General features: G+C 42.9%; 21 protein-coding genes. 10 read left to right on the top strand and 11 right to left on the bottom strand.

The window, feature by feature from the left end:
- Positions 1–16: 16 nt before the first annotated feature.
- From FLAVO9R_RS09110 to FLAVO9R_RS09100, 3 genes are all read right to left on the bottom strand, one after another.
- The gene (locus FLAVO9R_RS09110; RefSeq protein ID WP_159530657.1) at positions 17–1,093 is read right to left on the bottom strand and encodes an efflux RND transporter periplasmic adaptor subunit; all 1,077 of its coding nucleotides are present in this window, start codon (positions 1,091–1,093) and stop codon (positions 17–19) included.
- A gap of 185 nt (positions 1,094–1,278) precedes the next feature.
- Positions 1,279–1,686, bottom strand: coding sequence for an OsmC family protein (locus FLAVO9R_RS09105; RefSeq protein WP_159530655.1), 408 nt, complete (start codon positions 1,684–1,686; stop codon positions 1,279–1,281).
- Between the two features lie 12 nt (positions 1,687–1,698).
- On the bottom strand, positions 1,699–2,571 hold the full coding sequence (locus FLAVO9R_RS09100) for a CvfB family protein (RefSeq protein WP_159530653.1): 873 nt from the start codon (positions 2,569–2,571) through the stop codon (positions 1,699–1,701).
- Positions 2,572–2,636: 65 nt separating this feature from the next.
- Here FLAVO9R_RS09100 and FLAVO9R_RS09095 point away from each other — a divergent pair, with 65 nt between their 5' ends.
- The 4 genes from FLAVO9R_RS09095 to FLAVO9R_RS09080 all read left to right on the top strand — a co-directional run bounded on the left by FLAVO9R_RS09095 (position 2,637) and on the right by FLAVO9R_RS09080 (position 5,996).
- Positions 2,637–3,365 (top strand): 5-oxoprolinase subunit PxpA, encoded by a 729-nt coding sequence (locus tag FLAVO9R_RS09095; protein WP_159530651.1) that lies wholly within the window; start codon positions 2,637–2,639, stop codon positions 3,363–3,365.
- A gap of 135 nt (positions 3,366–3,500) precedes the next feature.
- On the top strand, positions 3,501–4,205 hold the full coding sequence (locus FLAVO9R_RS09090) for a 5-oxoprolinase subunit B family protein (RefSeq protein ID WP_159530649.1): 705 nt from the start codon (positions 3,501–3,503) through the stop codon (positions 4,203–4,205).
- Positions 4,195–5,127 (top strand): biotin-dependent carboxyltransferase family protein, encoded by a 933-nt coding sequence (locus FLAVO9R_RS09085; protein WP_159530647.1) that lies wholly within the window; start codon positions 4,195–4,197, stop codon positions 5,125–5,127. Before FLAVO9R_RS09090 ends, FLAVO9R_RS09085 begins: the two co-directional genes overlap by 11 nt.
- Positions 5,128–5,129: 2 nt before the next feature.
- Positions 5,130–5,996: a D-amino acid aminotransferase gene (locus FLAVO9R_RS09080; protein WP_159530645.1), complete on the top strand. Its 867-nt coding sequence runs from the start codon at positions 5,130–5,132 to the stop codon at positions 5,994–5,996.
- Between the two features lie 117 nt (positions 5,997–6,113).
- Here the strand turns inward: FLAVO9R_RS09080 and FLAVO9R_RS09075 are convergent, their stop codons facing one another.
- Together FLAVO9R_RS09075 and FLAVO9R_RS09070 are read right to left on the bottom strand one after the other, a co-directional pair.
- The gene (locus FLAVO9R_RS09075) at positions 6,114–7,121 is read right to left on the bottom strand and encodes a LacI family DNA-binding transcriptional regulator (protein ID WP_159530643.1); all 1,008 of its coding nucleotides are present in this window, start codon (positions 7,119–7,121) and stop codon (positions 6,114–6,116) included.
- Positions 7,122–7,219: 98 nt separating this feature from the next.
- Positions 7,220–7,801 carry a gluconokinase gene (locus tag FLAVO9R_RS09070; protein ID WP_159530641.1) on the bottom strand — a complete coding sequence of 194 codons (582 nt, stop codon included), beginning with the start codon at positions 7,799–7,801 and terminating at the stop codon, positions 7,220–7,222.
- A 270-nt stretch (positions 7,802–8,071) separates the two neighbouring features.
- On the opposite strand from FLAVO9R_RS09070, the gene FLAVO9R_RS09065 reads away from it, so the two are divergent.
- The 3 genes from FLAVO9R_RS09065 (at position 8,072) to FLAVO9R_RS09055 (ending at position 14,233) form a co-directional block, all read left to right on the top strand.
- Positions 8,072–9,412: a GntP family permease gene (locus tag FLAVO9R_RS09065; protein ID WP_159530639.1), complete on the top strand. Its 1,341-nt coding sequence runs from the start codon at positions 8,072–8,074 to the stop codon at positions 9,410–9,412.
- Positions 9,413–9,604: 192 nt separating this feature from the next.
- On the top strand, positions 9,605–11,242 hold the full coding sequence (locus FLAVO9R_RS09060) for a trehalase family glycosidase (protein WP_232370617.1): 1,638 nt from the start codon (positions 9,605–9,607) through the stop codon (positions 11,240–11,242).
- Positions 11,243–11,329: 87 nt separating this feature from the next.
- Positions 11,330–14,233, top strand: a complete 2,904-nt coding sequence (locus FLAVO9R_RS09055; RefSeq protein WP_159530637.1) for a TonB-dependent receptor — start codon at positions 11,330–11,332, stop codon at positions 14,231–14,233.
- Positions 14,234–14,309: 76 nt separating this feature from the next.
- On the opposite strand, the gene fur is transcribed toward FLAVO9R_RS09055, so the two are convergent.
- On the bottom strand, positions 14,310–14,735 hold the full coding sequence (gene fur, locus FLAVO9R_RS09050; RefSeq protein ID WP_159530635.1) for a ferric iron uptake transcriptional regulator: 426 nt from the start codon (positions 14,733–14,735) through the stop codon (positions 14,310–14,312).
- 314 nt (positions 14,736–15,049) lie between these two features.
- Between fur and FLAVO9R_RS09045 the strand changes: the two genes are divergently transcribed.
- The gene (locus FLAVO9R_RS09045; protein WP_159530633.1) at positions 15,050–17,056 is read left to right on the top strand and encodes a HAMP domain-containing methyl-accepting chemotaxis protein; all 2,007 of its coding nucleotides are present in this window, start codon (positions 15,050–15,052) and stop codon (positions 17,054–17,056) included.
- Positions 17,057–17,173: 117 nt separating this feature from the next.
- On the opposite strand, the gene fldA is transcribed toward FLAVO9R_RS09045, so the two are convergent.
- The 5 genes from fldA to FLAVO9R_RS09020 all read right to left on the bottom strand — a co-directional run bounded on the left by fldA (position 17,174) and on the right by FLAVO9R_RS09020 (position 21,120).
- Positions 17,174–17,698, bottom strand: a complete 525-nt coding sequence (gene fldA / locus FLAVO9R_RS09040; RefSeq protein ID WP_013784294.1) for a flavodoxin FldA — start codon at positions 17,696–17,698, stop codon at positions 17,174–17,176.
- Between the two features lie 29 nt (positions 17,699–17,727).
- Positions 17,728–17,946 (bottom strand): DUF2788 domain-containing protein, encoded by a 219-nt coding sequence (locus FLAVO9R_RS09035; RefSeq protein WP_013784293.1) that lies wholly within the window; start codon positions 17,944–17,946, stop codon positions 17,728–17,730.
- Between the two features lie 110 nt (positions 17,947–18,056).
- The gene (locus FLAVO9R_RS09030; RefSeq protein ID WP_159530631.1) at positions 18,057–18,839 is read right to left on the bottom strand and encodes an alpha/beta fold hydrolase; all 783 of its coding nucleotides are present in this window, start codon (positions 18,837–18,839) and stop codon (positions 18,057–18,059) included.
- A 116-nt stretch (positions 18,840–18,955) separates the two neighbouring features.
- The gene (locus tag FLAVO9R_RS09025; RefSeq protein WP_159530629.1) at positions 18,956–19,357 is read right to left on the bottom strand and encodes an H-NS histone family protein; all 402 of its coding nucleotides are present in this window, start codon (positions 19,355–19,357) and stop codon (positions 18,956–18,958) included.
- A gap of 113 nt (positions 19,358–19,470) precedes the next feature.
- Positions 19,471–21,120 (bottom strand): electron transfer flavoprotein-ubiquinone oxidoreductase, encoded by a 1,650-nt coding sequence (locus FLAVO9R_RS09020; protein ID WP_159530627.1) that lies wholly within the window; start codon positions 21,118–21,120, stop codon positions 19,471–19,473.
- A gap of 365 nt (positions 21,121–21,485) precedes the next feature.
- Between FLAVO9R_RS09020 and FLAVO9R_RS09015 the strand changes: the two genes are divergently transcribed.
- Positions 21,486–22,238 carry an electron transfer flavoprotein subunit beta/FixA family protein gene (locus tag FLAVO9R_RS09015; protein ID WP_159530625.1) on the top strand — a complete coding sequence of 251 codons (753 nt, stop codon included), beginning with the start codon at positions 21,486–21,488 and terminating at the stop codon, positions 22,236–22,238.
- Entirely contained in the window at positions 22,235–23,161 is a 927-nt protein-coding gene (locus tag FLAVO9R_RS09010; RefSeq protein ID WP_013784288.1) for an electron transfer flavoprotein subunit alpha/FixB family protein, read from the top strand. The genes FLAVO9R_RS09015 and FLAVO9R_RS09010 overlap by 4 nt, the downstream gene beginning before the upstream one ends.
- Positions 23,162–23,194: the final 33 nt, after the last annotated feature.

Raw genomic sequence — 23,194 nt, 5'->3', positions numbered from 1 at the left:
CCTTTTTATAGCGGGCTTAGCCGTTAACGACATCAACAGGGGCTTGGTCTTTTAGGTTTTGGTGGCCAGCAGTAACCACTTTTTCATCACCTTGTAAGCCGCTTAATACCTCAATCATTTCATCCTGTTCAAAGCCAGTCACAATGTCGACTTTTGTGGCTATATTGTCTTTAACAACAAAGACGCTATGTTGGTTGTCCATGGTAATAAGGGCACGTCGAGGAAGTAGCGTAGCGCTATTGTGAAGTGCATACTCAAGGGCTACGTCAGTGAACATGCCCGCTTTTAATACGTGTTTTTCATTTGGCACCGCAAGGGTAACTTTAAACGTGCCGGTGGTTGCATCAATAACAGGGCTAATTCGCTCTACTGATGCCATTAACGATTTATTGCCAAGTGCAGCAATAATAAGGGTGGCGGGTTGACCTACCGCCACATTCTGCAATTCATTTTCAGGTAAATACACCACACCTTGTAAATTCTGCTGCTGCACAATATGAAACATGCGCTCTCGCTGGAAAGATTCAGTCAAGTTACCTACTTTGGCGTTTCGAGAAGCGATAAAACCGCTAATAGGGGCAGTAATGGTGGTTTCTTTTAAATCAAGTTCAGCAAGATGAACCGACGCTTTGGCTGATTCGTATTGGGCGGTTAGTTTGTCGTAAGTATCAACGCTGATAAGGTTCTTAGAATACACTTTGTTTACTTTATCTAATTCACGCTCTAAACCGGTTAAATCTGCCTTTGCCTTCGCAAGGTTGAGTTCGTATCTGCGTTTGTCTAATTGCGCTAGAATTTGACCTTTTTCAACGTAGTCGCCTTCTTCTACCACTATCTGTTCAATTATGCCGGAAGCCCTTGCTACCACAAACGCTTCTTCTCTCGCTTCCAAAATAGCAGTGGTTGTATAAGTGGAACTAATTGAGCCATTGGTTACCACAGCGGCTTCTACCGGGATTGCGATCACCGTTTCAGCGATGTCTTCTGTTGGGTTTATAGCGTCGGCGTCGGTACACGCACCTAGTAGCAAAGATAAAGAAAGTATGCCGCCAGTAAGGGACAGTGTGCGAAGAGAGTTAAACGAAGCGTCCATGGTTAAATACCTGATTGTTGTCGTTAATTATTAGAGTAATACCAATTTACAGCAGCAACCATGCCAGTAAATGTAAGAAGATATTTATTCTTTAACAATCAAGTGGTTAGATTGGTTTTTGTGGGGGAATAAAAAAGGGCCATCAATCTCTGATAGCCCTTTACACTAATAGGTGGTGTATTAGCCTAATTGTGTGTGGATTCAACTAAAGTATAGCTGGTGGTGATCTCCACATTGCCGGTTAGCATCAACATAACCGAGCAGTATTTTTCAGTAGAAAGTTGTACTGCACGCGCTAATGCTTTCTCGGTCACGCTGCTCGCTACCACAGTGTAGTGGGCATGAATTTTTGTAAACACGCGAGGGGCGTCATCAGCACGATCGGCTTCTAGCTCACATTCACAGCTTTCAATTTCGTGGCGGCCTTTTTTAAGGATCTCTACCACATCAATACTGGAGCATGCGCCAACAGCTAATAATACTGACTCCATTGGTGATATTGCATTTCCACTACCGTCCATGACGGTCTTATACCCACTGTCGGTAGTACCGGTGAAAGTGAGGTCTTTATCCCATGAAACTTGTGCTTTCATTTCGTATCCTGCTTACGATTGGGTGAGACGAACGGCGTCTGCGCCAATGGTGATTTTCTTTTGTTTGTACAATGCGCCTAACGCTTTTTTATACGCGGCTTTACTCACATTAAAATGCTGGTAAATGGCATCGGGCGGACTTTTGTCCGTTAAGGTTGAAATACCACCGTGGGCGTCCAAATCATCTAAGATAGCTTGCTGCAAGGCATCACGGGTTTCCTTATCATGACGCTGTAACACCACATCAATCTTGCCATCTTCACGAATGGTTTTGACTACGCCATCGGTAGATTGCCCTACTTTAAGCGGTTTGAATGCATCGCTATGGAAAATTAGGCCTAGGGCTTTTTCGTTCAATACCACTTTAAAGCCTAAGTCAGATTTGGCATAAACCAAACAACTCACATTTTCACCTTCGCTAAGATAGGCGCTACCTTCTTTAAGGAAGTAGTGCAAACGAGTTGCACCTAAAATTCGATTTGTTTTTTCATCAAAGAAAGCGTGAACAACATAATACATGCCGGGATCTATAGGCGATTCTTGATAATCGGCGGGTATGAGTAAGTCGTTCTCTAGGCCCCAGTCGAAGAATGCACCGAAATGTGTAGCCGAGACTGCTTTGAGTACCTTGGTTTCACCTACTTGTATGCGCGGTGGCTTCAAGGTAGCAAACAAATCGCCGCGCTGATCGGTAGCCACAAACACATCTAGGGTTTGTTCCACTTCCAGCGACGTGGTTACTTCGTCGTGAGGTAAGGTTACAGTAGGCATATCTTCACTACTGTAGTCGGTTTCATCTACATTATCGGTAAGTGGTGCTAGCGCATAGCCAAACGGATATTCGGCGACCACTTTTAATGTATTAATTTTTCCAATATTTATCATTAACACTGACTTTTAAAAAAGAACAGGTAACATGATATCGGATTGAGGTTAAGAGCTAAACACTTATGAAGTTAAATTGCGATTTAGGTGAAAGTTTCGGTGCATGGCAAATGCCTGTAGATGCCGACATTATGAAATTTATCGATCAAGCGAATATTGCGTGCGGCTTTCATGCCGGTGATCCCGTGGTGATGAAACAAGCGTTGTATCTGGCTAAAAACAGTAATGTGGAAATAGGTGCACACCCATCTTATCCCGATTTACAAGGGTTTGGACGTCGAAGTCTCGCTATGCCGATAAAAGAACTGATAGCCTGTATTCAATATCAAGTCAGTGCATTGATGGGGATGGCAAGTATTGTCGGGGTGCCAGTGAGTTATGTGAAACCCCATGGTGCGCTATACAACGACATGATGCTTGACCCTCAAGTGCGTACTGCGGTCATGCAAGCTGTGGGGAGTATTAACAAAGGCCGGTTGGGGTTGATGGTGCAATCTCACGCACACAATGAAGCGCTGGTGCTTGAAGCACAAGAATATGGATTGGCGTTAATATTCGAAGCGTTTTCAGATCGTCGCTATACCGATGAAGGTTTTTTGCAGCCTCGCTCACAAGAAGGCGCGGTGTTAACCGCCGCAGAAGCGCTAACCCAAGCGAAGCTTTTGATTGAAGATGGGGAAGTCATCACCGTTAGCGGGCAAAGACTGCCATTGCAGGCTGACACACTGTGCGTACATGGCGATACCGCAGGTGCTGTAGACATTGCGCAGCAAATTCGTGCATGCATGAAATAGACGGTGTGCAGGCATAAGGAAAAGTAGAAGCTAAAGCACAAGAAATAACACCAAGTGAAATTACCTTTTACTCATTAAATCATGTGAATGCCTTAACTTCGCCATAATTTCACCCTTTTTACTAAGGATATTACTATGCATCCCTTTGGGGATATTAAGCAGATAGTACCTGCAGGTTTAGATGCCATACTTTTGTACTTCGCGGGCGATACGGTAGATATCGCCAATGCGCGATGTCAGCATTGGTTACACACCATCACAAATTTGATGTTTCCATGGCTGAAAGAATGCGTTCCAGCCTACGATTCTTTGCTGTTGGTGTTTGATGCTCATAAAGTGGATAGCCATTATGTTTATCAGATGCTTCGTTCGCTGGCAGCGCAAGATGCAAGCATGAGTATAAGTAGTACGGGTGGTATTAGCGTGAAAACTCATGAAATACCTGTGTGGTACGGGGCAGAATCGGCAAACGACTTAGCTTTGGTTAGCCAGAAAACGGGGTTAAGTGAGCAGGATGTTATTGATGCTCACATCAGCATGACTTACAAAGTTTACGCTGTGGGCTTTGCGCCAGGCTTTGCTTATATGGGGCATGTACCTGAAACGTTGCACTGCGCAAGATTAGAAACGCCTAGAAAGCAGGTGCCCAAAGGAGCGGTTGCTATTGCCGACGCGCAAACCGCTATTTATCCTTCGTCATCGCCTGGCGGCTGGCACTTGTTGGGTTTATGCCCACTGAACTTGGTGGATACCAGCCATAACGCGCTTTTAAAAGTGGGTGACAATGTAAAGTTCGCGCCTATTACAGAACAGGAATTCAGAGACTTGCATGAAGGTTAGTGTTGAAAAAAATGGTTTGCTGAGCCTAATTATCGACAGCGGTCGGCAAGGTAAACAGCATCAAGGCTTCTGTCAGTCAGGCCCCATGGATGAAGATGCCTATTGGTGGGCAAATTATTTGGCTGGTAACCAAGAAGGTACGCCCTGTATTGAAATTATAGGGTGCGCAGAATTTGTATGTGATACCAATGCGCAGGTGGCTGCCACGGGGCGCAGTGTGGTTTGCCTGGTAAATAATCAGTCAGTTTCTCCATTTGAAACTATCTTTGTGAAAGCGGGTGATCGGGTATCGATTGACAGTGAACACATGGGCAGTAAAGCCTATCTTGCAATACACGGTCGGTGGCAAGTACCTTCACCTTTAGGCAGTGCGTGCACGGTCTTGCGCGAAGGCATAGGCGGCCTTGAAAATAAAGGCGCACCGTTAGGGGTTGGCGATACCATCAATATTGAAACCCCAACAATACAAAGTGCTCACAGGGCTCTTGCACCGAAGCACTGGCCGCGATACGACTTAAGTCAGCCCTTAGCGCTTATCCTAGGCTATCAAGAAGAGAAGTTTAGCGCGTCTGAAAAAGGGCGATTGTTTTTGAGTGAGTACACGGTAACAACAAATATTAATCGTATGGGCTATCGACTGTCTGGTTCACCCATACATAGCAATATGACTAAAATGCGTTCTGAAGCAATACATATCGGAGCGATGCAATTTCCGCCCGACGGACAACCAATTGTGATGATGCGAGACAGACAAACCTTAGGCGGTTATCCGAAGCTTGGCAGTGTAAGTTTGCTTGATGTTAATCGTTTAGCGCAAGCCGTGCCGGGGGAAACTGTTACTTTCATGAGTCAGCATTACGACGATGCTCGCGCCGCATTTTTATTAAATTGGCAAAAACGACTTCGCCTTACAGGAGAATAAGAGTGACCATTGCATTTTTAAACGGTGAGTTTATGCCGTTATCAGAAGCTAAAATTTCCCCCATGGACCGAGGCTTTTTATTCGGTGATGGTATTTACGAAGTTATTCCCACTTACCATGGTAAAGCGGTTGGCATGACCGGCCACTTAAGCAGAATGCGCGATGGATTGGCGGCTATTTCTATAACTAACCCTTACAGTGCACAGCAGTGGCAGCAAAACCTAGACGGGCTTATCGACGCCAATGCCAGCTATCTCCCAAGCGGAAACATTGGCGTGTATTTTCATATTAGTCGTGGAACGGACACCAAGCGTTATCATGCCTACCCGCAAAAAATAACGCCTACCGTATTTGGTTTTGCCTTTGAAATTGCACCAGCTCAACCACTAGAGGCAGCCAATGTTAAGCCCTTTAAGGTGGCGCTTGAAGAAGACAAGCGCTGGCAGCGATGCCATATCAAATCAACCTCATTGTTAGGTAATGTGATGCATTTTCAGGCGGGGGTAGATAGTGGTGTGCAAGAAACTATTTTGCACAACAGTGACGGCATTATCACTGAGGCGAGCTCTTGCAACGTGTTCATGGTAAAAGATAATGCCATTTTTACCCCACCATTAGACAACCAGCTGTTGCCCGGAATTACCCGTCAAATAGCGTTAGAAGCATTTAAACGAGCGGGTTTGGCAGTAGAAGAAAAGTGGTTTACTAAGGAAGATTTATTCAATGCAGATGAAGTATGGTTGACCTCGTCAAGCAAAGAAATTGCCCCTGTCATTGAAGTTGATGGTAAAACCATTGGTACTGGTGAAGTAGGGCAGATGTGGGAGAAAGCCATAAAGGCTTATCACAATTATAAGTTTGAGGCTTAGGGCATAGAGTTAAAAACTAAAGGCTTAAAACGAAACGCTTGATGTTTTAAGCCTGAACATAAGTCATTTAACACTGCTGCAAAATGAAGGATAGGGAAGCGCAAGCAGGCAAAATGCCTAGGCGGTTTCCCTTAACTTAATGTGATAGGGGAACACTTTGCTTGTTTCGCTTACACTTTTACCTTCAATAATTGATATCAATGATCGGGTGGCTAATTCAGCCATCTCCCTTCTTGGTGTAGATACCGTGGTAAGGGAAGGGTAAATAGCTTTCGCAAAGCTCAAATCGTTGAAACCACATATATCAATGTCTTTTCCAGGTTTTATTCCCCTGCGATTACATTCCATTACAGCTCCGGCTGCAAGTTCATCACTAACAAAAAATAGGGCATCTAAGTCTGGCCATTTATGAAGCGATTCCACTAGCAATTCAGCGCCCGCTTGAAATGAGGCGTCAGCACGTGACTGAAGGCACATATCATCTTGCAACTGTGCATTATGAAGGGCTTGCTCCCAGCCTCGTTTTCTAAGTACAGCACGCCAATCAAGCAGCAATGAACAAAAAGCAATTTTCTTTCTGCCCTTCACGTTTACTAAATAGTCCGTCATTTCTTTTGCCGCATTGAAATGATCTACACCATAGTTAATATCAAAAGTAGACTCCGACATATCCATAATTTCCGCAACCGGCGCATCGGTGGTTTTTAACATTCTTATCGTTTCGTCGGTATGACGACTAGAAGTGAGAATAAACCCCGAAACCGCTTGCTGAATATAGGATTCAACAATTCGTTCCTCCCCTAACGCTGAATAGGTAGAGTCACCAATCATTAATGCATAGCCAAGTTCATCAGCAACCGCTTTTACGCCTGAAACTACATCATTAAAAACATTGTTTCCAAATGAAGGGAGTAGCAACGCAATTGTTTTATTGTTTTGAATAGATAAACTTTGTGCTGCACGGTTGGGGATGTAATTTAATTCCTTAGCCGCTTTCTTTATTTTCAGCGATAACGCTTTAGAAATACTACTTGAATCTTTAAGTGCGCGAGAAACGGTAGTTTTGTGAATACCTAAATGTGCGGCGATGTCTGAAATGGTTGTGCGTTTTTTAATATTTTTCATAGGGTAGATTCATTTTTTATTATTGTTGCACAGTTTACTTATTTCACCGTGATGTGGCGCTATACTCTTGTTTAAAAAGGGCGTCCAATCTAAGGGGGCTATGTAGCATCTATCACTGAGCTGATAAACGTCTTGCATATTTCCACTACCTCATCGACACTTTGTGAAACATCCACAAAGAAAGCCTCATCTTTATTTGGTACTTCCAGAGTAGAAAACTGACTTTTGAGCATATCATCGCCCACAAAAAAATGCTGTCTTTGTTTAAGCCTTTGGCCAATGGTATCGGTAGAGCCATGTAAGTAGATGAACCTTACATTTGATTGAACGCTTTTAGCTAATGGAATTTTTTTCTCTTCAGCTTGCCTTCCTGTTAGTTCTTTACTAAGCCCTTCACATAATATTGCTCGGTAGGATGCTTTAAGCGCTGAACAAGAAATAATAGCGCTTTGATCATTTGCCAAATGATCTTTGGCTATTTTATTCAAACGCGTTAGCCAGTCCCATCTGTCGGCATCTTCTAACGGAATACCAGCAGACATTTTTTCTACGCTAGCAGCAGGGTGATAACTATCACCTTCCTCAAAAACAAGTCCCAGTTCAGAAGCCACACGCTCGCCGATGGTAGATTTCCCTGTGCCTGAAACCCCAGTAATAAAGAAAACGGTATTTGCAGTCATTCAACTACCTCTTTGATTCAATGCTAAGCAATGAGCCCAAACTACGTTAATTAATTTAAACTAAGCATAATTCGGAAACCGGTTGCGTTCAAGGTTTCTTTATAATATTGTTACGGCGAATACATAATTTGTTAATGTAGTGTTGCATAGAATAACAACGGGTTGCCTGGGTGTTCTCTGTTTACTAGATAATAAAAATTTTCAACGTGTACCTCAGAATTTTACGTGCCGCTAACTGCAGGTTTGAGTGCAGGTTTATAGGGAAGAAACATGTCAGATACCTTTTCACTTCTTTTTTTCGCCATCGTCAGCATTGTACTGCTGGCCTATTTGGTTATTGCTAGAAAAGTACATGCATTTATTGCCATTATTATTGCGGCAGCCTTTGTGGGGATAGGCACGGGAATGGACGCTACAGAAGTTCTCAATTCCATGCAAAGTGGTATGGGAAATACACTTGGTTTTGTTGCTACCATAGTGGGATTAGGGGCAATGTTCGGGCAATTCCTAGAAGAGTCGGGTGGCGTGGATAGACTGGCGCTAACGATCAAGCAGAAGTTCGGTGAAAAGAATAGCCAATGGGCACTGGTTATCACCGGTTTCCTAGTGGCGATACCTGTATTTTTTGAGGTAGGACTCATTATATTAATGCCGCTGATATATTCGATGGCGCAAAAAACCGGTAAGTCATTAATTTATTATGGCATTCCCTTAGCAGCAGGACTTGCGGTCACCCACGCATTTATTCCACCAACGCCAGGGCCTGTAGCCGTAGCCTCTATATTAAATGCCGACATTGGACTAGTGATTTTATTTGGTTTTATCGTTGGTGTGCCATGTGCTTGTATTGCGGGCCCAATTTACGCTTCCTATATCGCTAAGAAAATCCATGTGCCAGTGCCGGAACATATTAGAAACATTGAAGCAAGACCAGTTGAAGCATTGCCCTCATTTTCTTTAGTAGCGGCATTGTTATTCTTTCCTCTTGTTGTGATCCTCGTCGGGTCAATTGCGAAATTTGTGCTAGCCGACGGCATAGTAAAACAGGTATTTATTTTTGTTGGGCATCCTTTCATCGCACTCACCATCGCGACCTTGGCATGTTTTAAGTGGCTGGGAAAAAACCAAGGCTTAAGCGCAGATCAAGTGAGAAATGTGGCATCGAAAGGGTTAGAGCCAGTAGCGTTGGTGATATTAGTTACTGGTGCAGGTGGTATGTTCAAACAAGTATTAATCGATTCGGGGGCAGGTCAAGCCTTTGCCGATGTAGTGGCACTTTCACCTCTTCCACCGCTTATGGCTGGGTTTCTTATTGCCATTTCCGTCAGGATTATTCAAGGCTCAGCTACCGTTGCAATGCTAACGGCTGCAGGTTTGATGGCACCCGTGGTAAATGCATTGTCGTTATCACCATCTTTATTAGCGCTAATGACTATATCTATTGCTGCCGGAGCTACAGCAATGTCGCATGTAAACGATACGGGATTTTGGATAATTAACCGCTATTTCGATATTTCAGTAAAAACCACCTTAATATCCTGGACGTGCATGGCCACTATTATTGGCTTTGTTGGGCTAACGTTAACCCTACTCTTAGCCATGTTCATCTAACACTCATTCATCTGTAGGTACACATACCCAAACGGTGTTTTAACGCGTTGGATCTTATGGCCTATTTTTGTATTTAGTATGGAAACCGGTTTCCAGAATAATTAAGCGTAAAAAATTACGTTTATACAAACCATCAGGGCGTTAAAACCAAAGTAAACGGCTGACGATAAAATTTCAAATAGAGGTAAAGACATGCGTGAAAGCAATAGAGCAGTTAAATTAAATAAGCAACTTAGCAAGGTTGCATTAGTAGTCATGTTGTCTAGCCCATTCGTTTCTGTGCAATCGGCACAACAAGAAAATACAGCGGGCTATTCATCAAAAGTCTATCAAGCAGAAGACGCGTTCCCTGGGCTTTTTGAAGCAGTACAAACCGCAAAAATTCTGGGTGACTACAAAACCTTTGTCGACGCCGTTCCGAAGCAAGAGCCACGTGATATTTTACAAAAGTATGGATCGTTGAAAGACACAAAAGGTTTTGATCTGAAGGCATTCGTATTAGACAACTTCTCCTTGCCTCAAGCGACTAAAGAGACAAAAGTCACTCACGAAGCGTCATTGCAGATCCACCTTGAAAACCACTGGAAGAACTTAGTGAGGCAACCGGTTAAAACGTCTGAGTTTTCTAGCTTGATAGAACTGCCTAACCCCTACGTGGTGCCAGGAGGGCGCTTCAGGGAAATGTTCTACTGGGACAGTTACTTTACCATTGTGGGGTTATTGGCATCGGATCACACCACACTCGCTAAAGGGATGATTGATAACTTTGCTTACCAGATTGACCAGTTTGGTTTTGTTCCAAATGGTAATCGAAGCTATTTCTTAAGTCGTTCACAACCACCATTATTCGCAGCCACTTTAATGGCGTATGCACAAAAGGAAGGTCTTGAAAGTATTGTTCAGTACTTACCTCAACTTGAAAAAGAATATCTGTTTTGGATGGACGGAAATACTGATATTCCCACAAGTGCCAAGGAAGGAGAGCACTTAGTTACCTTAGAAAACGGAGACTTTTTAAATCGGTATTATGGTGCTATCGCAAAGCCCCGTGCTGAAGCGTACGGCAAAGAAAGTCGCTGGGCTCAAAATAAAACGTCCTCAGAAAAAGACAGTTTCTTTAGAAACCTAAGGGCGGTGTGCGAGTCGGGTTGGGATTTTAGTAGCCGTTGGTTTAGTGATGGAAAGAATAAAACAACCACGCATGCGATGGACATTATTCCTGTTGATTTGAATAGCTTACTGTACCAGTTGGAATCCACCATCGCTTTGCTGCACAAGCAAGAGAACAACGAAAGCAAAGCCAAGTACTTTACAGACCGGTCAGAAGAACGAAAAGCGCTAATCCACAAGTACCATTTCGATGAAGAAACCGGCACTTATCAAGACTACGATTTCAAACGTAAAGCCCATACTAAACGCCCCTCTATGGCAATGGCTTACCCGCTATACGTGGGTGCAGCTAAGCCGCTTGCAGCAAAGCAAGTTGTTAAGTACCTCCATAACCATTTTCTTAAGGCGGGTGGTTTTGTCACTACATTATCGAATACTGGTGAACAATGGGATTACCCAAATGGGTGGGCACCACTTCAATATATTGGTGTAAAAGGCCTTTTAAATTACGAGGAAGGCGCTTTCGCTAACGAGGTTATGCAACGCTGGTTGGCACTCAATGAAAAGGTGTATGCGCAAGAAGGCAAAATGATGGAGAAGTACAACGTTGTTGATACGTCAATGAAAGCCGGGGGAGGGGAATACCCCACACAAGATGGCTTTGGTTGGACCAATGGCGTCGATTTAGCTTTTTATGAAATTTTAAACACTGATCAGTAGTAAGCACACGGTTTTAACAGGCGGTACGGAACGGGAATTAGCAAGCGTACCTGCCGCCAAGCACACAGCTAAAACTTGGAGAAATACATGAAGAATGGAATATTCAAACTGGGGTTAATTGCATCATCGATTTCCTCGATACTTTCGCCCTCAATTACGTTAGCACAAGATGCAGACAATGCCGTAAATAACGATATTGAGGTCATTTCAGTTTCAGGCATTCGTGGCGCATTAGCCCGCTCTCAAGCCGAAAAAATGAATGCATCTTCTATTGTTGAATCAATATCAGCAGAAGATATAGGCAAGCTACCAGACTCATCAATTGCAGAATCACTGGCTAGACTCCCAGGACTAGCAGGGGAGCGTAGCGGTGGACGTACTTCGGGAATTTCTATTCGAGGTTTTAAGGAAGATTTTACTGGCACGTCATTGAACGGCAGGGAGCTTATTGGAATTGGTGACAACCGAGGGGTTGAATACGATTTATACCCTTCTGAAATCATGACAGGCGCCACCATTTATAAAACCACCGAAGCCGACTTAATGGTACAAGGGATTGGTGGCACGGTTGATTTGCAAACCGTTCGTCCCTTGCAAGCAAGCGACACTATCACAATCAACACAAGTTACGAGCTGGGGGAGCGCGATTCAGATAACCCAGAGTACAGTAATAAAGGTCACCGTGCGGCGCTTAGCTTTAACAAAAAATTTGCCGATGATACCTTTGGTGTTGCAGTAGCACTGGCCACAACCGAGTCGCCAAACAATCATCGTAACTATGGTGTTTGGGGCTATGCGACTAATGATGACGGACAAATTTTGCCAACGGGAATCAGTAGCCACGTTATTAGCACAGAGCTAAAGCGAGATACCATCTCAGCCGTGTTTCAATACCGTCCTACCGATAAACTGGATATTGTGCTTGATGTATTGAATATAGATTATTCAGACTCGGGCATAAGACGGGGCATCATTGACCCGTTCTCGGCTGTTAACGTGGTAGGCACGGGAGCAAATAGTACCGGCACGCAAATTAACGCTAACCCCGTCCTTAGAACTGATCCTAGGCAGAAAACCGGTGAACTGAATACGCTGGGGCTTAATTTAGAATACTTTGTTACCGACAACTGGTCGGTAGAATTGGATGCGGCCACCAGTAAATCGGATAAGCGGGACTTACGCGGCGAATCGTACGCCGGGTTAGGGCGCTCAGGCACCGTCGACCCCTCTCAATTTGGAACTCGACAATTTCAAATGTCACCAGATGGCATCGTGTTCTCTGATTCATCAGGTTTAGACGCATTTTCCGACCCTACCTTGTTACAACTTGCAGGCCCACAAGCGTGGGGAGGCGGAATGGCGAGTTTATCTGATCAGTTTGAAACCGACGCGTTACAAGTGAATGGAAACCCGCTTTCCTACTTAGACGCACAAGACGGTTTCCTAAATTATGCTGATTTTACTGAAGAGCTCACCACTGTAAAATTTGAAGTGGTTGGCAACCTATCAGGTGATATTTTCACCAAAGTCACCGCAGGTGTTAATTACTCAGATCGCTTTAAAGACAAAGTAAATAAGGGCTTTTTCGCTACCTCAGATACATACCCATCTAGCGAATCAATTCCGTCTGACTACGTTTACGGCTTGGCAGACTTAACTTGGATGGGACTCGGAGAGGTGGTGGCTTATGATGGTTTTGCTCCCTATGAAGACGGTACATATACCCAAAATGATGCAGGTTTCTTAGAGCCCGATCGCCTAGGTGATACCTATGAAGTCAACGAAGAAGTGATTACCTTGTATGTGAAAACGAATTTTGAATATGCTTTTAATGACATGTTCTTGGTGGGAAATGTAGGTGTGCAATATGTAGATACCCAACAGTCTTCTACAGGCACCATAGGCGTAGTAGGAAGCAACTTTAAAGTTTGTGATGATAACGATGACGGTGTGGTTGATGAAAGCTGCCAAGTCGATTTGGGCACTGATTATAGTCATGTGCTACCCAGTTTAAATCTGAGCCTCGAATTTGCCGATAGTCAGTTTATTAAGTTAGCGGCGAATAAAACAATAAGCCGGGCAAGAATTGATCAAATGAAAGCGTCGGGATTCGTGAAGTTCACACAAAATATTGATCAGATCTCCATTCCTAATTCTGCCGAAGCCGTAGAAAATTATGGCTCACCATGGTCTAAATTTACCGGTAACCCTCTACTTCGGCCGCTGGAATCAAATAACTTTGATTTGTCATACGAAAACTATTTTAGTGACGAAGGTTATTTTGCTGTTGCCTATTTTTATAAAGACTTAGTTAATTGGACTAGAGACGGTGATCAAACTATTGATTTCACAAACGACGAAACCAATAACGGAGCAAATTACTTCGTTCCAGGTTATCACGACCGTGTTATCGAAAATGATGGTACTTATGGCCCTGCGGGTGTGTTCTATTCCCAAGGTGATGTGGTGACACCGCCTGATTTAGGTACCTATTCATTCTTTGAAGATGGGTTAGAAGGCACGGTAGAAGGTATAGAACTAACGGCTAACGTACCATTGAATGTGGTAGCTGATGTTCTAGACGGCTTTGGTGTAGCGGCATCATACACTTACGTTGATGCTGAGTTAGAAGATGGGTCACGCGTACCAGGGCAATCAGACAAGTCATACTCAATCACTATGTACTATCAATATGAAGGGTTTGAATTTAGAGTGGCCACAACCGATAGAACAGGCTTCTTGACGTACGAGCGGGGAGGGTCGAATAAGATATCAGAAGCAACGCGTAGTGCGGTAACTCTGGTTGATGCACAAATCAGTTATGACTTTGCAGATGCTGGAATTGACTCACTAGAAGGGCTGCGCGTATCAATATCAGGCACGAACTTAACAGATGAAGATGAAGAAACCATTGATGATGCTACGGGTGTCGTGTCGTCACGTCGTCAATTCGGACCTTCTTATTTATTCAACGTAAATTACTCCTTCTAAAACAAAAAGGCCCTTCAATTCACATTGTAGGGCCTTCTTTGTACCGTAGCAGTTCTAAACGGTATCAGCTGCGGTACTAGTCTTTACCTTCGCAATTCTCATCTGTGCATTCGCCATAAAGATACAAACTATGGTGAGTAAGCTTGATATTATGCTTCTTCGCAATCATATCTTGGCGCTGCTCGATAATATCGTCTTCAAATTCAATTACCTTGCCGCATTTTAGGCATACCAAGTGATCGTGATGTTCTTTGTGGCTTATTTCAAAAACTGATTTGCCACCTTCAAAGTGATGGCGATTCAATATACCCGCATCATCGAACTGGTTTAGCACGCGATAAACTGTAGCAAGGCCAATCTCTTCCTCTTGCTCGATCAGAATCTTATACACGTCCTCTGCACTGATGTGTTGATTTTCAGGTTCTTGCAAAATTTGCAAAATCTTGAGGCGTGGCAGGGTTACTTTTAAACCTGCTTTTTTAAGTTCTTTATTCTGATCCATTACAACCTACTGAGAACGAGATGTTTATCAATGGAGCTATTATAGGTAACTCGTCAGGATTTAAAAGAAAAACCGCTGTTTCTTGTTCGGTACGATGAAAATTCGAACGAATGGGCAAATTTTTCTTCTGTGACTTGTTGTGGAACGCTTTGTTTTTCGAGGACTGACCAGTTTGTAAGTGTCAGTTATTGTTAATAATTAATAGCAATTATATATACTTGGGGTGCATATCATTAACATTCTGTTAAACTGAGTGTAATGACGGTAAACGAGGTTAGTACGTTGAACTTCATCGCGTACTTTGAATTATGCCAATGAAATTGACGGTTATAAATAAAATAAAAATAGGTTTTGGCCTCTTTGGATGCTTGTTACTTATCACAAGTATTCTTTCTTATTTCGGTTTAAACGACATTAGGCGTTCAGCAGAAAACGTGGTTGAACGTAAAATGCCGGCTCAAACCAGTATGCTTAAAGTCAAAACCGAGATCCTATCTTTATCTGTGGTTACGGCCAATGGTTTTCACGAAAATACCCCCAGCGCTTTGGCCCAAAATCGCCAAGAGTTTGAAACTCTATCGAACGAGTTTGTTGCTGATCTCAAGAGCCTAACCATTATTCTGCCGAGCAATCCAATTGCGGTAGAGGCAGTAGATGCAAGTTTAGCCTACGTAGAAAATAGTCATGATATGTATAGGGCGTTAGCGCAGCGAATGGTGATAGAAAGCGCGTTAGGCGACAAATTAAGAGAAGTAATGAGCGAAGCAGATGAAGCAAGCGCCTTAATGCTAGATTTGTCTTACTTAGAGTCAGACAGTCCAAGCCTAGATACACTAATTGGTGCAGGGACGAATATCGATAATAAGCTGCTTACCACCACTGATTCTTTTAGCGAACTTGCCGCCAGCGTAGACGCACAAGACACAGCCAATATTATTGATGATATAAAATATCAAATTAGTAATATTACGGTAGATAAGGACTACTTAAACCGCCTTGCACTTGATATTGATGATGGAGGCACGGTAGCTGCCTTTAATGAACAATTTGCTTTACTCATTGAAAACGTTAACAGCACCAACGGGTTGGTGGCGCTGCAACAACAAAAGTTAACTGAAATAGCTGTAGCACAAGCGAAAAAAGACGAAGCATTAACGGCGTTGCAATTAGCGTTAAGCAGCATTAATACATTATTTGATAGTGTGCAGTCTGAATCTATTCAGGGGCAAAATGCTATTTTAGAATCTGTGCAAACCAACTTAGTTAAAAACTTTGTTGTGGCAGTTATTGGCCTGATTGCCGCCATCACGTTAGGTGTGCTGGCGACCCGCAGTATCTCTACGCCTCTTGGAAGAATCAATGAAGGGTTAACCCAACTAAGTAAAGGAGATTTAAGCCATACACTGCCTGAAATAGGAAACGATGAATTCACGGCACTTTCCGTCAAAGTGAATAGTTTGACCAATAGCTTGCGAGAGTTAGTGGGGAATATTTTAGAGCAAGAAAAACGCTTAATTACCATTACTAAAGAAAGTGTCGCCTTAGGTGAAAAAAGCTTACAAGGTGTGGATGAACAACGTAAACAAGTTACGGTAATTTCTACTAATACACAAGATGTGCAAAACACGAGTCGTAGCAATTTAAGTCAAATTAATGATGCTATGGAAGCGCTGCATACAGTGACCGCACAAAGCGAAGAAATTAGTGTGCTAGTTGCCCAAAACCGCAGTCAGGTAGACAGCCAAGCCCGACAGGCTGAAGCATCCGCAGATATTATAAATCGTTTAGATGGACACTCACGCAGCATTGGCAGCATTTTGGACGTTATAAAAACCATTGCAGAGCAAACCAATTTATTAGCACTTAACGCAGCAATTGAAGCCGCTAGGGCAGGAGAGCAAGGCAGAGGCTTCGCCGTAGTAGCCGATGAAGTGCGCACCTTGGCAAATCGTACACATAACTCGACCGAAGAAATCGAGTCTATGATAGGCAATCTTCAAAAAGATGCTGAGAAAGCGGTAAAAGCAATAAATGCGGGCAGGGAACAAGCCCAAGAAGGGGTGGAAATTACCCAACAAGTCTCTCAGCAGGTTGAAAGTATTCGAGAAATTATTGCTCGTTTAAGTCAAATTAATGAGCATATTGTTACAGATACCCAGCAGCAAGATGTATTACTGGCAGATGTAGCCTCAAGCTTAAATACCATTGTTGCATTGGCTGATTCTAGTGCCGAAAGTACCCGCCAAGCCAACGAGTCGACCATGATGCTAGATGCGCAAACTGACAGCCTTAGAAAAGCGGTAGAGCGTTTTCAGCTTTAATCCTGCTACGTTTTTATAAAAGAGTCGTTGATATAAAGATGAAGCGTGATTTACTCAAACAAAAACGCCGCTGATAAAAGCGGCGTTTTTATTATTCATAAGCATGAAGCTGATGAACTAGGCTAGCTCAGATAAGCACAATTCGTCGTGAATTTGCTTACACCAAGATTTTACACGCGACTCGGTAAGCTCGGGTTGACGGTCTTCATCAATACCTAAGCCCACAAAGTGGTTGTCGTCTGCCATACCTTTGGATGCTTCGAAATCGTAACTCTCGGTAGGCCACTGACCTACTAGAATGGCGCCACGGCCTTCAACGATATCGCGAACCATACCCATAGCGTCAAGGAAGTATTCAGCATAGTCTTCTTGATCACCACAGCCAAAAATAGCCACGAGCTTGTCGGTAAAATCAATGTCTTCTAATTCTGGGAAGAAATCATCCCAGTCACACTGTGCTTCACCATAGTACCAAGTAGGGATCCCGAAAATTAGCAAATCGAACTCTGCTATATCTTCTTTGCTGCTCTTGGCAATGTCTTTTACATCAATTAGCTGTTTACCCAGTTCCTTCTGGATCATTTTCGCAACATGTTCGGTATTACCGGTGTCACTTCCGAAAAACAGGCCAACGCTTGCCATATCAAACCTCTATTATTCGTTACTAGTTACTATACACCTGTGCTTAGCCAGAACCATTCAATGATTCCTTTTGCTAGGAAACCAATGGCCCCTAAGCCTAATACCCCATAAGTCACAACACGCCCAATTAACGGCACATTATTTTTTGATAGGACATCGTGTACCGCGAAGCTCATCAATACAAATAGTATAAATAAACCGCCGTACAGCATGATGGATTCAATTAGCTCAAAGTTTTCTGCAAGCATAGTGTCTTTATTGAAAAAAATCTGGCGCAACTATATCACAGTATATACGCCTAGCAGAGTCAAAAAGGGTCAAAAAAAAGTAATAATAGTCATTCGCATCTGTGATGGTGCTAACTTGCTGACTTTTCTAAGGTGCGAGCCACAATTGCATTGAAAACACTCGGTTTCTCAGCATGTAGCCAATGTCCTGTACTCTCTATAATATGGGCTTTGGCACGAGGGAAATATTTTGTAATTTCCTTCCTATAAGAATTATTAATGTAATCTGACTCGGCCCCCTTAATGAACAAGGTTATCCCTTCGAAGGTCAAATTACTTTGAGGCCAATCAAGTATTCGTGAATAACTGGCAATTAACCCATCTACATTAAAGCGCCATTGCCACTCGTCGCTATCAGTTTGGTACAAGCTTTTAAGCAAGAACTGCTGTACGCCAGGTTCTTTAACGAATTCAGAGAGGGCGGCTTGGGCTTCTTTTCTATCACTTATAGTGTGTAGAGGAACGTTTTTAATGCCATCAAATACTGCTTGGTGACTATGTGAATATTTAACGGGAGCAATATCTGCCACAATTAAATGGCGAACACGGTCAGGGTTTAATAACGCAAATTGCATTACCACTTTACCGCCTAAAGAATGGCCTAGTAAGGCAGCTTTATCAATCTGGTTATTATCAAGTATTTCTATAATTCCGGCTACCGCAGCTTCCAACGTAAACCCGTTAGTCCAAGGGGATTGTCCGTGATCAGGTAAATCAATACTGATAATATTATAAGTGCTTTCAAAGTGACGCTTAACGCCTGCTAGATTGTCAGCACTACCAAACAAACCATGAACTAATACTAACCATGGTGAGTCTTTTTGGGCTTCGGATAATTTGAAATGCAAAGACATTTTATACCCTATTAAAATAGCAATTAAGACTAATAGTGGGGGGAAATTTAAAAATGACAAGAGGTAGGGTCAGCAGCAAGTTTATTCACCGCTACCCCATCTTTATAGCACTATCACTATGCGTTTACTGAATAGTCTTCCAGCGACTTTCCGTTTTCAAGTGCTGCTTTGTATACGCGAGGCATACGGCCAATGCCTGTCCAAGGATGAGTAACACCTTCGCTATCCGTCAATATATATTTAACGGGGCGCTTTTTACCTACCTTTTTAGGGGTGTCTTCATTTAACGATTGTAAGTCTTCGAATTTTAAACCCGCTTCTTCCATTTGTTTTTTAATTTCTTCAAGCTTGGCACGTTTTTCTTTACCAACTTTTTCTTCTTCAAGCGCTTTTTCTTTTCTTTTATCAATAATGTTTGCAAGTTTTTCTTGCACGGTTTCTAGCTCTTGAATGCTTAATTCCTTTACAGCACCTTGTAAACGTCTTCCATGGGTTAAAATATCTAAAAATTCGTTCATTTAATAACCTTAGCGTTTCGTAGTGTATTTATCCGGCGAATGATAATTAAATTTAGCACAAAAAAAAAGCGGAGAAAGTCCGCTTTTTAATTTTTTAAGATAAATAGCTTAAATTACATGTTTGGGTAATTTGGTCCACCGGCACCTTCAGGTACAACCCAACGAATATTTTGTGAAGGATCTTTAATATCACACGTTTTACAATGCACACAATTTTGTGCATTAATTTGAAAACGCTTAGACCCTTCTTCTTCAATTATTTCATAAACGCCAGCAGGGCAGTAACGTTGTGCAGGCTCTGCATATTTAGGGAAGTTAACTTCTAAAGGAATAGAGGCATCTATTAATTGTAAATGACAAGGTTGCTCTTCTTCATGGTTTGTATTCGATAAAAATACAGAAGAAAGCTTATCAAAACTTAAAACACCATCCGGTTTAGGGTAGCTAATTTCTTTAGCATCAGAGGCTAAATCAAGTTGCGCATAATCTTTATGGTCGTCTTTCATGGTGAAAAACAAATTACCATTAAATAAGTTCTGTTCTAGCGTATTAAATGCACCACCCCAGAAATTACCTAGCTTATGAATAGCAGGCCCGAAATTACGTGAACGGAATAATTCATCATATACCCACGAATTTTTAAATTTTTCGGTATAGCTGCTTAATTCACTTTCAGGGGCTTCTGCGTTTTTAGAAAGGGCATCAATAATAGCTTCAGCGGCCAACATGCCTGATTTCATAGCCGTATGATTGCCTTTAATTTTGGCAAAATTGAGTGTACCTGCTTCACAGCCTACTAATATGCCACCCGGGAACGTCATTTTAGGTAAAGAATTAAAGCCACCTTTTGCAATTGCACGGGCGCCGTAAGATACACGCTTACCGCCTTCCAAATATTGCTTAAAGACAGAGTGGTGTTTTAACTGTTGGAATTCGTCAAACGGGCTCAAATACGGGTTGCTGTAATTCAAATCGACAATAAGGCCTACAAACACCTGATTATCTTCTGCATGGTAGAGATAACTACCACCAGTTTCGTCATTTAGCGGCCAACCAGCACTATGTACGACTAGACCAGGCTGATGTTTAGCAGGGTCGATATCCCAAATTTCTTTGAAGCCTATCGCGTAATGTTGTGGCGACGCGTCTTTATCAAGTGAGAAGTGCTCGATAAGATCTTTACCTAAATGCCCACGGCAACCTTCTGCAAATACGGTGTATTTCGCTCGAAGTTCCATGCCCGGCATATAGCCATCTTTGGGTTGGCCATCTGCGCCAACACCCATGTCACCCGTTAATACACCACCCACACTGCCGTCGTCATTATAAATGACCTCTGAAGCTGCGAAGCCAGGGAAAACTTCCACACCCAGTTGTTCCGCTTGTTCAGCTAACCAACGACAGACGTTGCCCATCGACACAATGTAGTTACCATCGTTATGCATGGTTTTAGGGGTAATCGCGTTTGGTAGGCGTTTTGATGATGATTCACTATTCAATAAATAAATATGATCTTCGGTCACTGGGGTGTTCAAAGGTGCGCCTTTTTCCTTCCAATCTGGAAAAAGTTCGTTCATTGCTCTAGGCTCAAATACCGCACCTGAGAGAATATGTGCACCCACTTCAGAGCCTTTTTCGACAACACAGACCATGAGTTCTTGGTTGTTTTCATTGGCAAGCTGCATAAGCTTGCAGGCGGTTGATAGTCCAGCTGGGCCGGCACCGACGATGACTACGTCAAACTCCATCGATTCTCGTTCCACGGGTGGCTCCTTATGTTCGATTTTTTATAGTGCACTATTGATGAAACAAATAATGCGATGTGTCAAAAACATGTAAATTAATTGTCGTCCTGAAAGGTAATCTAGGTTGACGTTTACGTCAACAGTAAGTACATTGCAGGGAGTTTACGTTAACGTTAACTAGCAGCACAAATACTGTGCAAGTAAACGTGGTGTTAATGATATTTTGGGTCTAGCCTTTTGAAAATGTCTTCGCCGCAACGCAAAGTTAGCGTAAAGCACATTGTTTAAGTTTCAGAATGCGTGGTGAAGTAACGCTGTTTCCTTAACCGCTTATTAGCATGGAATAGCAACATACACCGACGAACTCAACAATTGAGGTAAATATGAAAATACTCGTCCCGGTCAAACGCGCGATCGATTATAACGTTAAAGTAAGAGTGAAGGCCGATAACTCTGGCGTCGATCTTACTAACGCTAAAATGGCCATTAACCCTTTTTGCGAAATTGCTGTTGAAGAAGCAGTAAGACTAAAAGAGAAAGGGATAGCGACAGAAATCGTAGTGGTTTCTATTGGCGATAAAAGCTGCCAAGAACAAATTCGTACTGCGTTAGCACTAGGCGCCGACCGCGGTATTCAAATTGATACAGACCAAAACCTAGATTCTCTTCAAGTGGCTAAGCTGCTTGCTAAAGTTGTTGAAGAAGAACAGCCTCAGTTGGTGGTGTTAGGTAAACAAAGTATTGATTCAGACAATAACCAGACTGGGCAAATGCTTGCTGCATTAACCGGTATGCCTCAAGGCACCTTTGCATCAGAAGTAGCGGTAGACGGAACAAGCGTTAACGTTACCCGTGAAGTTGATGGCGGTTTACAAACCGTTGCCTTAACGTTACCTGCTGTTGTGACTACCGATTTACGTTTGAACGAACCTCGCTATGCTTCGCTGCCAAACATTATGAAAGCGAAACGCAAGCCGCTAGATGTTAAAGCAGCTGCCGACTTCGGTGTGGCACTTGAATCTAACGTAAAAGTACTCAAAGTAACGCCGCCGCCTCAACGTGAAGGTGGAGTGAAAGTTGCGGATGTTGCTGAGTTGGTTGAAAAACTTAAGAATGAAGCAAAGGTGATCTCATGACAGTTCTTGTATATGCCGAGCACGACAATGCTAGCTTGAAGTCAGAAACTGCTAAAATGGTTCATGCTGCAGCGAAAATGGGCGGCGACATTCATGTGCTTGTAGCGGGTGAAGGTTGTCAGGCTGTTGCTGACAGTGCTGCGCAAATTGACGGTGTAAGCAAAGTATTGCTTATCGACAATGCAGTATACAAATACCAGCTTGCTGAAAACGTTGCTGATCTTGTTTTATCACTTGCTGATGATTACAGCCATTTATTAGCGGCCGCTACCACTACAGGTAAGAACTTCATGCCTCGTGTTGCTGCACTTTTAGATGTTGCTCAAATTTCTGACATCATTGGTGTTGAAAGCGAAGATACCTTTATTAGACCTATTTATGCTGGTAACGCTATTGCGACTGTGCAATCTTCTGATAGCAAAAAGGTGATCACCGTACGGGCAGCTTCATTTGATGCGGCTACAACAGGTGGAAGTGCTGAAGTAACGACACTAGATGTGGTTAAAGAAAGCGAAAAATCTAGCTTCGTCTCTGAAGAGCTTACTGAGTCTGAGCGTCCTGAACTAACCGCTGCTGAAGTGGTTATCTCTGGTGGTCGTGGAATGCAAAACGGCGAAAACTTCAAGTTGCTTGAAGGTATTGCTGACAAACTTGGTGCTGCTATTGGTGCATCACGTGCCGCAGTTGATGCGGGCTTTGTACCAAATGACATGCAGGTAGGCCAAACCGGTAAAATTGTTGCACCGCAGCTGTATATTGCTGTAGGTATTTCTGGTGCCATTCAGCACCTTGCCGGTATGAAAGACTCTAAAGTCATTGTTGCTATTAACAAAGACGAAGAAGCGCCTATTTTTCAGGTAGCGGATTATGGTCTTGTTGGCGATTTATTTGATGTGTTGCCTGAACTAGAAAACACACTGTAAATACAACGCGTTTATAAAAATCAAAAAAGGCTG

Origin of the sequence: Alteromonas sp. 38, assembly GCF_902506055.1 — a bacterium.
Classification (GTDB): domain Bacteria; phylum Pseudomonadota; class Gammaproteobacteria; order Enterobacterales; family Alteromonadaceae; genus Alteromonas; species Alteromonas lipotrueae.
This window is presented reverse-complemented; position numbering and strand designations above follow the sequence as displayed.

Coding starts and splice junctions, on each gene's coding strand:
- FLAVO9R_RS09065 (WP_159530639.1), top strand. CDS start 8,072: ATGTCAGATACCTTTTCACTTCTTTTTTTCGCCATCGTCAGCATTGTA.
- FLAVO9R_RS09085 (WP_159530647.1), top strand. CDS start 4,195: ATGAAGGTTAGTGTTGAAAAAAATGGTTTGCTGAGCCTAATTATCGAC.
- FLAVO9R_RS09010 (WP_013784288.1), top strand. CDS start 22,235: ATGACAGTTCTTGTATATGCCGAGCACGACAATGCTAGCTTGAAGTCA.
- FLAVO9R_RS09045 (WP_159530633.1), top strand. CDS start 15,050: ATGAAATTGACGGTTATAAATAAAATAAAAATAGGTTTTGGCCTCTTT.
- FLAVO9R_RS09030 (WP_159530631.1), bottom strand. CDS start 18,839: ATGTCTTTGCATTTCAAATTATCCGAAGCCCAAAAAGACTCACCATGG.
- fldA (WP_013784294.1), bottom strand. CDS start 17,698: ATGGCAAGCGTTGGCCTGTTTTTCGGAAGTGACACCGGTAATACCGAA.
- FLAVO9R_RS09095 (WP_159530651.1), top strand. CDS start 2,637: ATGAAGTTAAATTGCGATTTAGGTGAAAGTTTCGGTGCATGGCAAATG.
- fur (WP_159530635.1), bottom strand. CDS start 14,735: ATGGATCAGAATAAAGAACTTAAAAAAGCAGGTTTAAAAGTAACCCTG.
- FLAVO9R_RS09110 (WP_159530657.1), bottom strand. CDS start 1,093: ATGGACGCTTCGTTTAACTCTCTTCGCACACTGTCCCTTACTGGCGGC.
- FLAVO9R_RS09090 (WP_159530649.1), top strand. CDS start 3,501: ATGCATCCCTTTGGGGATATTAAGCAGATAGTACCTGCAGGTTTAGAT.
- FLAVO9R_RS09075 (WP_159530643.1), bottom strand. CDS start 7,121: ATGAAAAATATTAAAAAACGCACAACCATTTCAGACATCGCCGCACAT.
- FLAVO9R_RS09100 (WP_159530653.1), bottom strand. CDS start 2,571: ATGATAAATATTGGAAAAATTAATACATTAAAAGTGGTCGCCGAATAT.
- FLAVO9R_RS09060 (WP_232370617.1), top strand. CDS start 9,605: ATGCGTGAAAGCAATAGAGCAGTTAAATTAAATAAGCAACTTAGCAAG.
- FLAVO9R_RS09070 (WP_159530641.1), bottom strand. CDS start 7,801: ATGACTGCAAATACCGTTTTCTTTATTACTGGGGTTTCAGGCACAGGG.
- FLAVO9R_RS09035 (WP_013784293.1), bottom strand. CDS start 17,946: ATGCTTGCAGAAAACTTTGAGCTAATTGAATCCATCATGCTGTACGGC.
- FLAVO9R_RS09025 (WP_159530629.1), bottom strand. CDS start 19,357: ATGAACGAATTTTTAGATATTTTAACCCATGGAAGACGTTTACAAGGT.
- FLAVO9R_RS09105 (WP_159530655.1), bottom strand. CDS start 1,686: ATGAAAGCACAAGTTTCATGGGATAAAGACCTCACTTTCACCGGTACT.
- FLAVO9R_RS09015 (WP_159530625.1), top strand. CDS start 21,486: ATGAAAATACTCGTCCCGGTCAAACGCGCGATCGATTATAACGTTAAA.
- FLAVO9R_RS09055 (WP_159530637.1), top strand. CDS start 11,330: ATGAAGAATGGAATATTCAAACTGGGGTTAATTGCATCATCGATTTCC.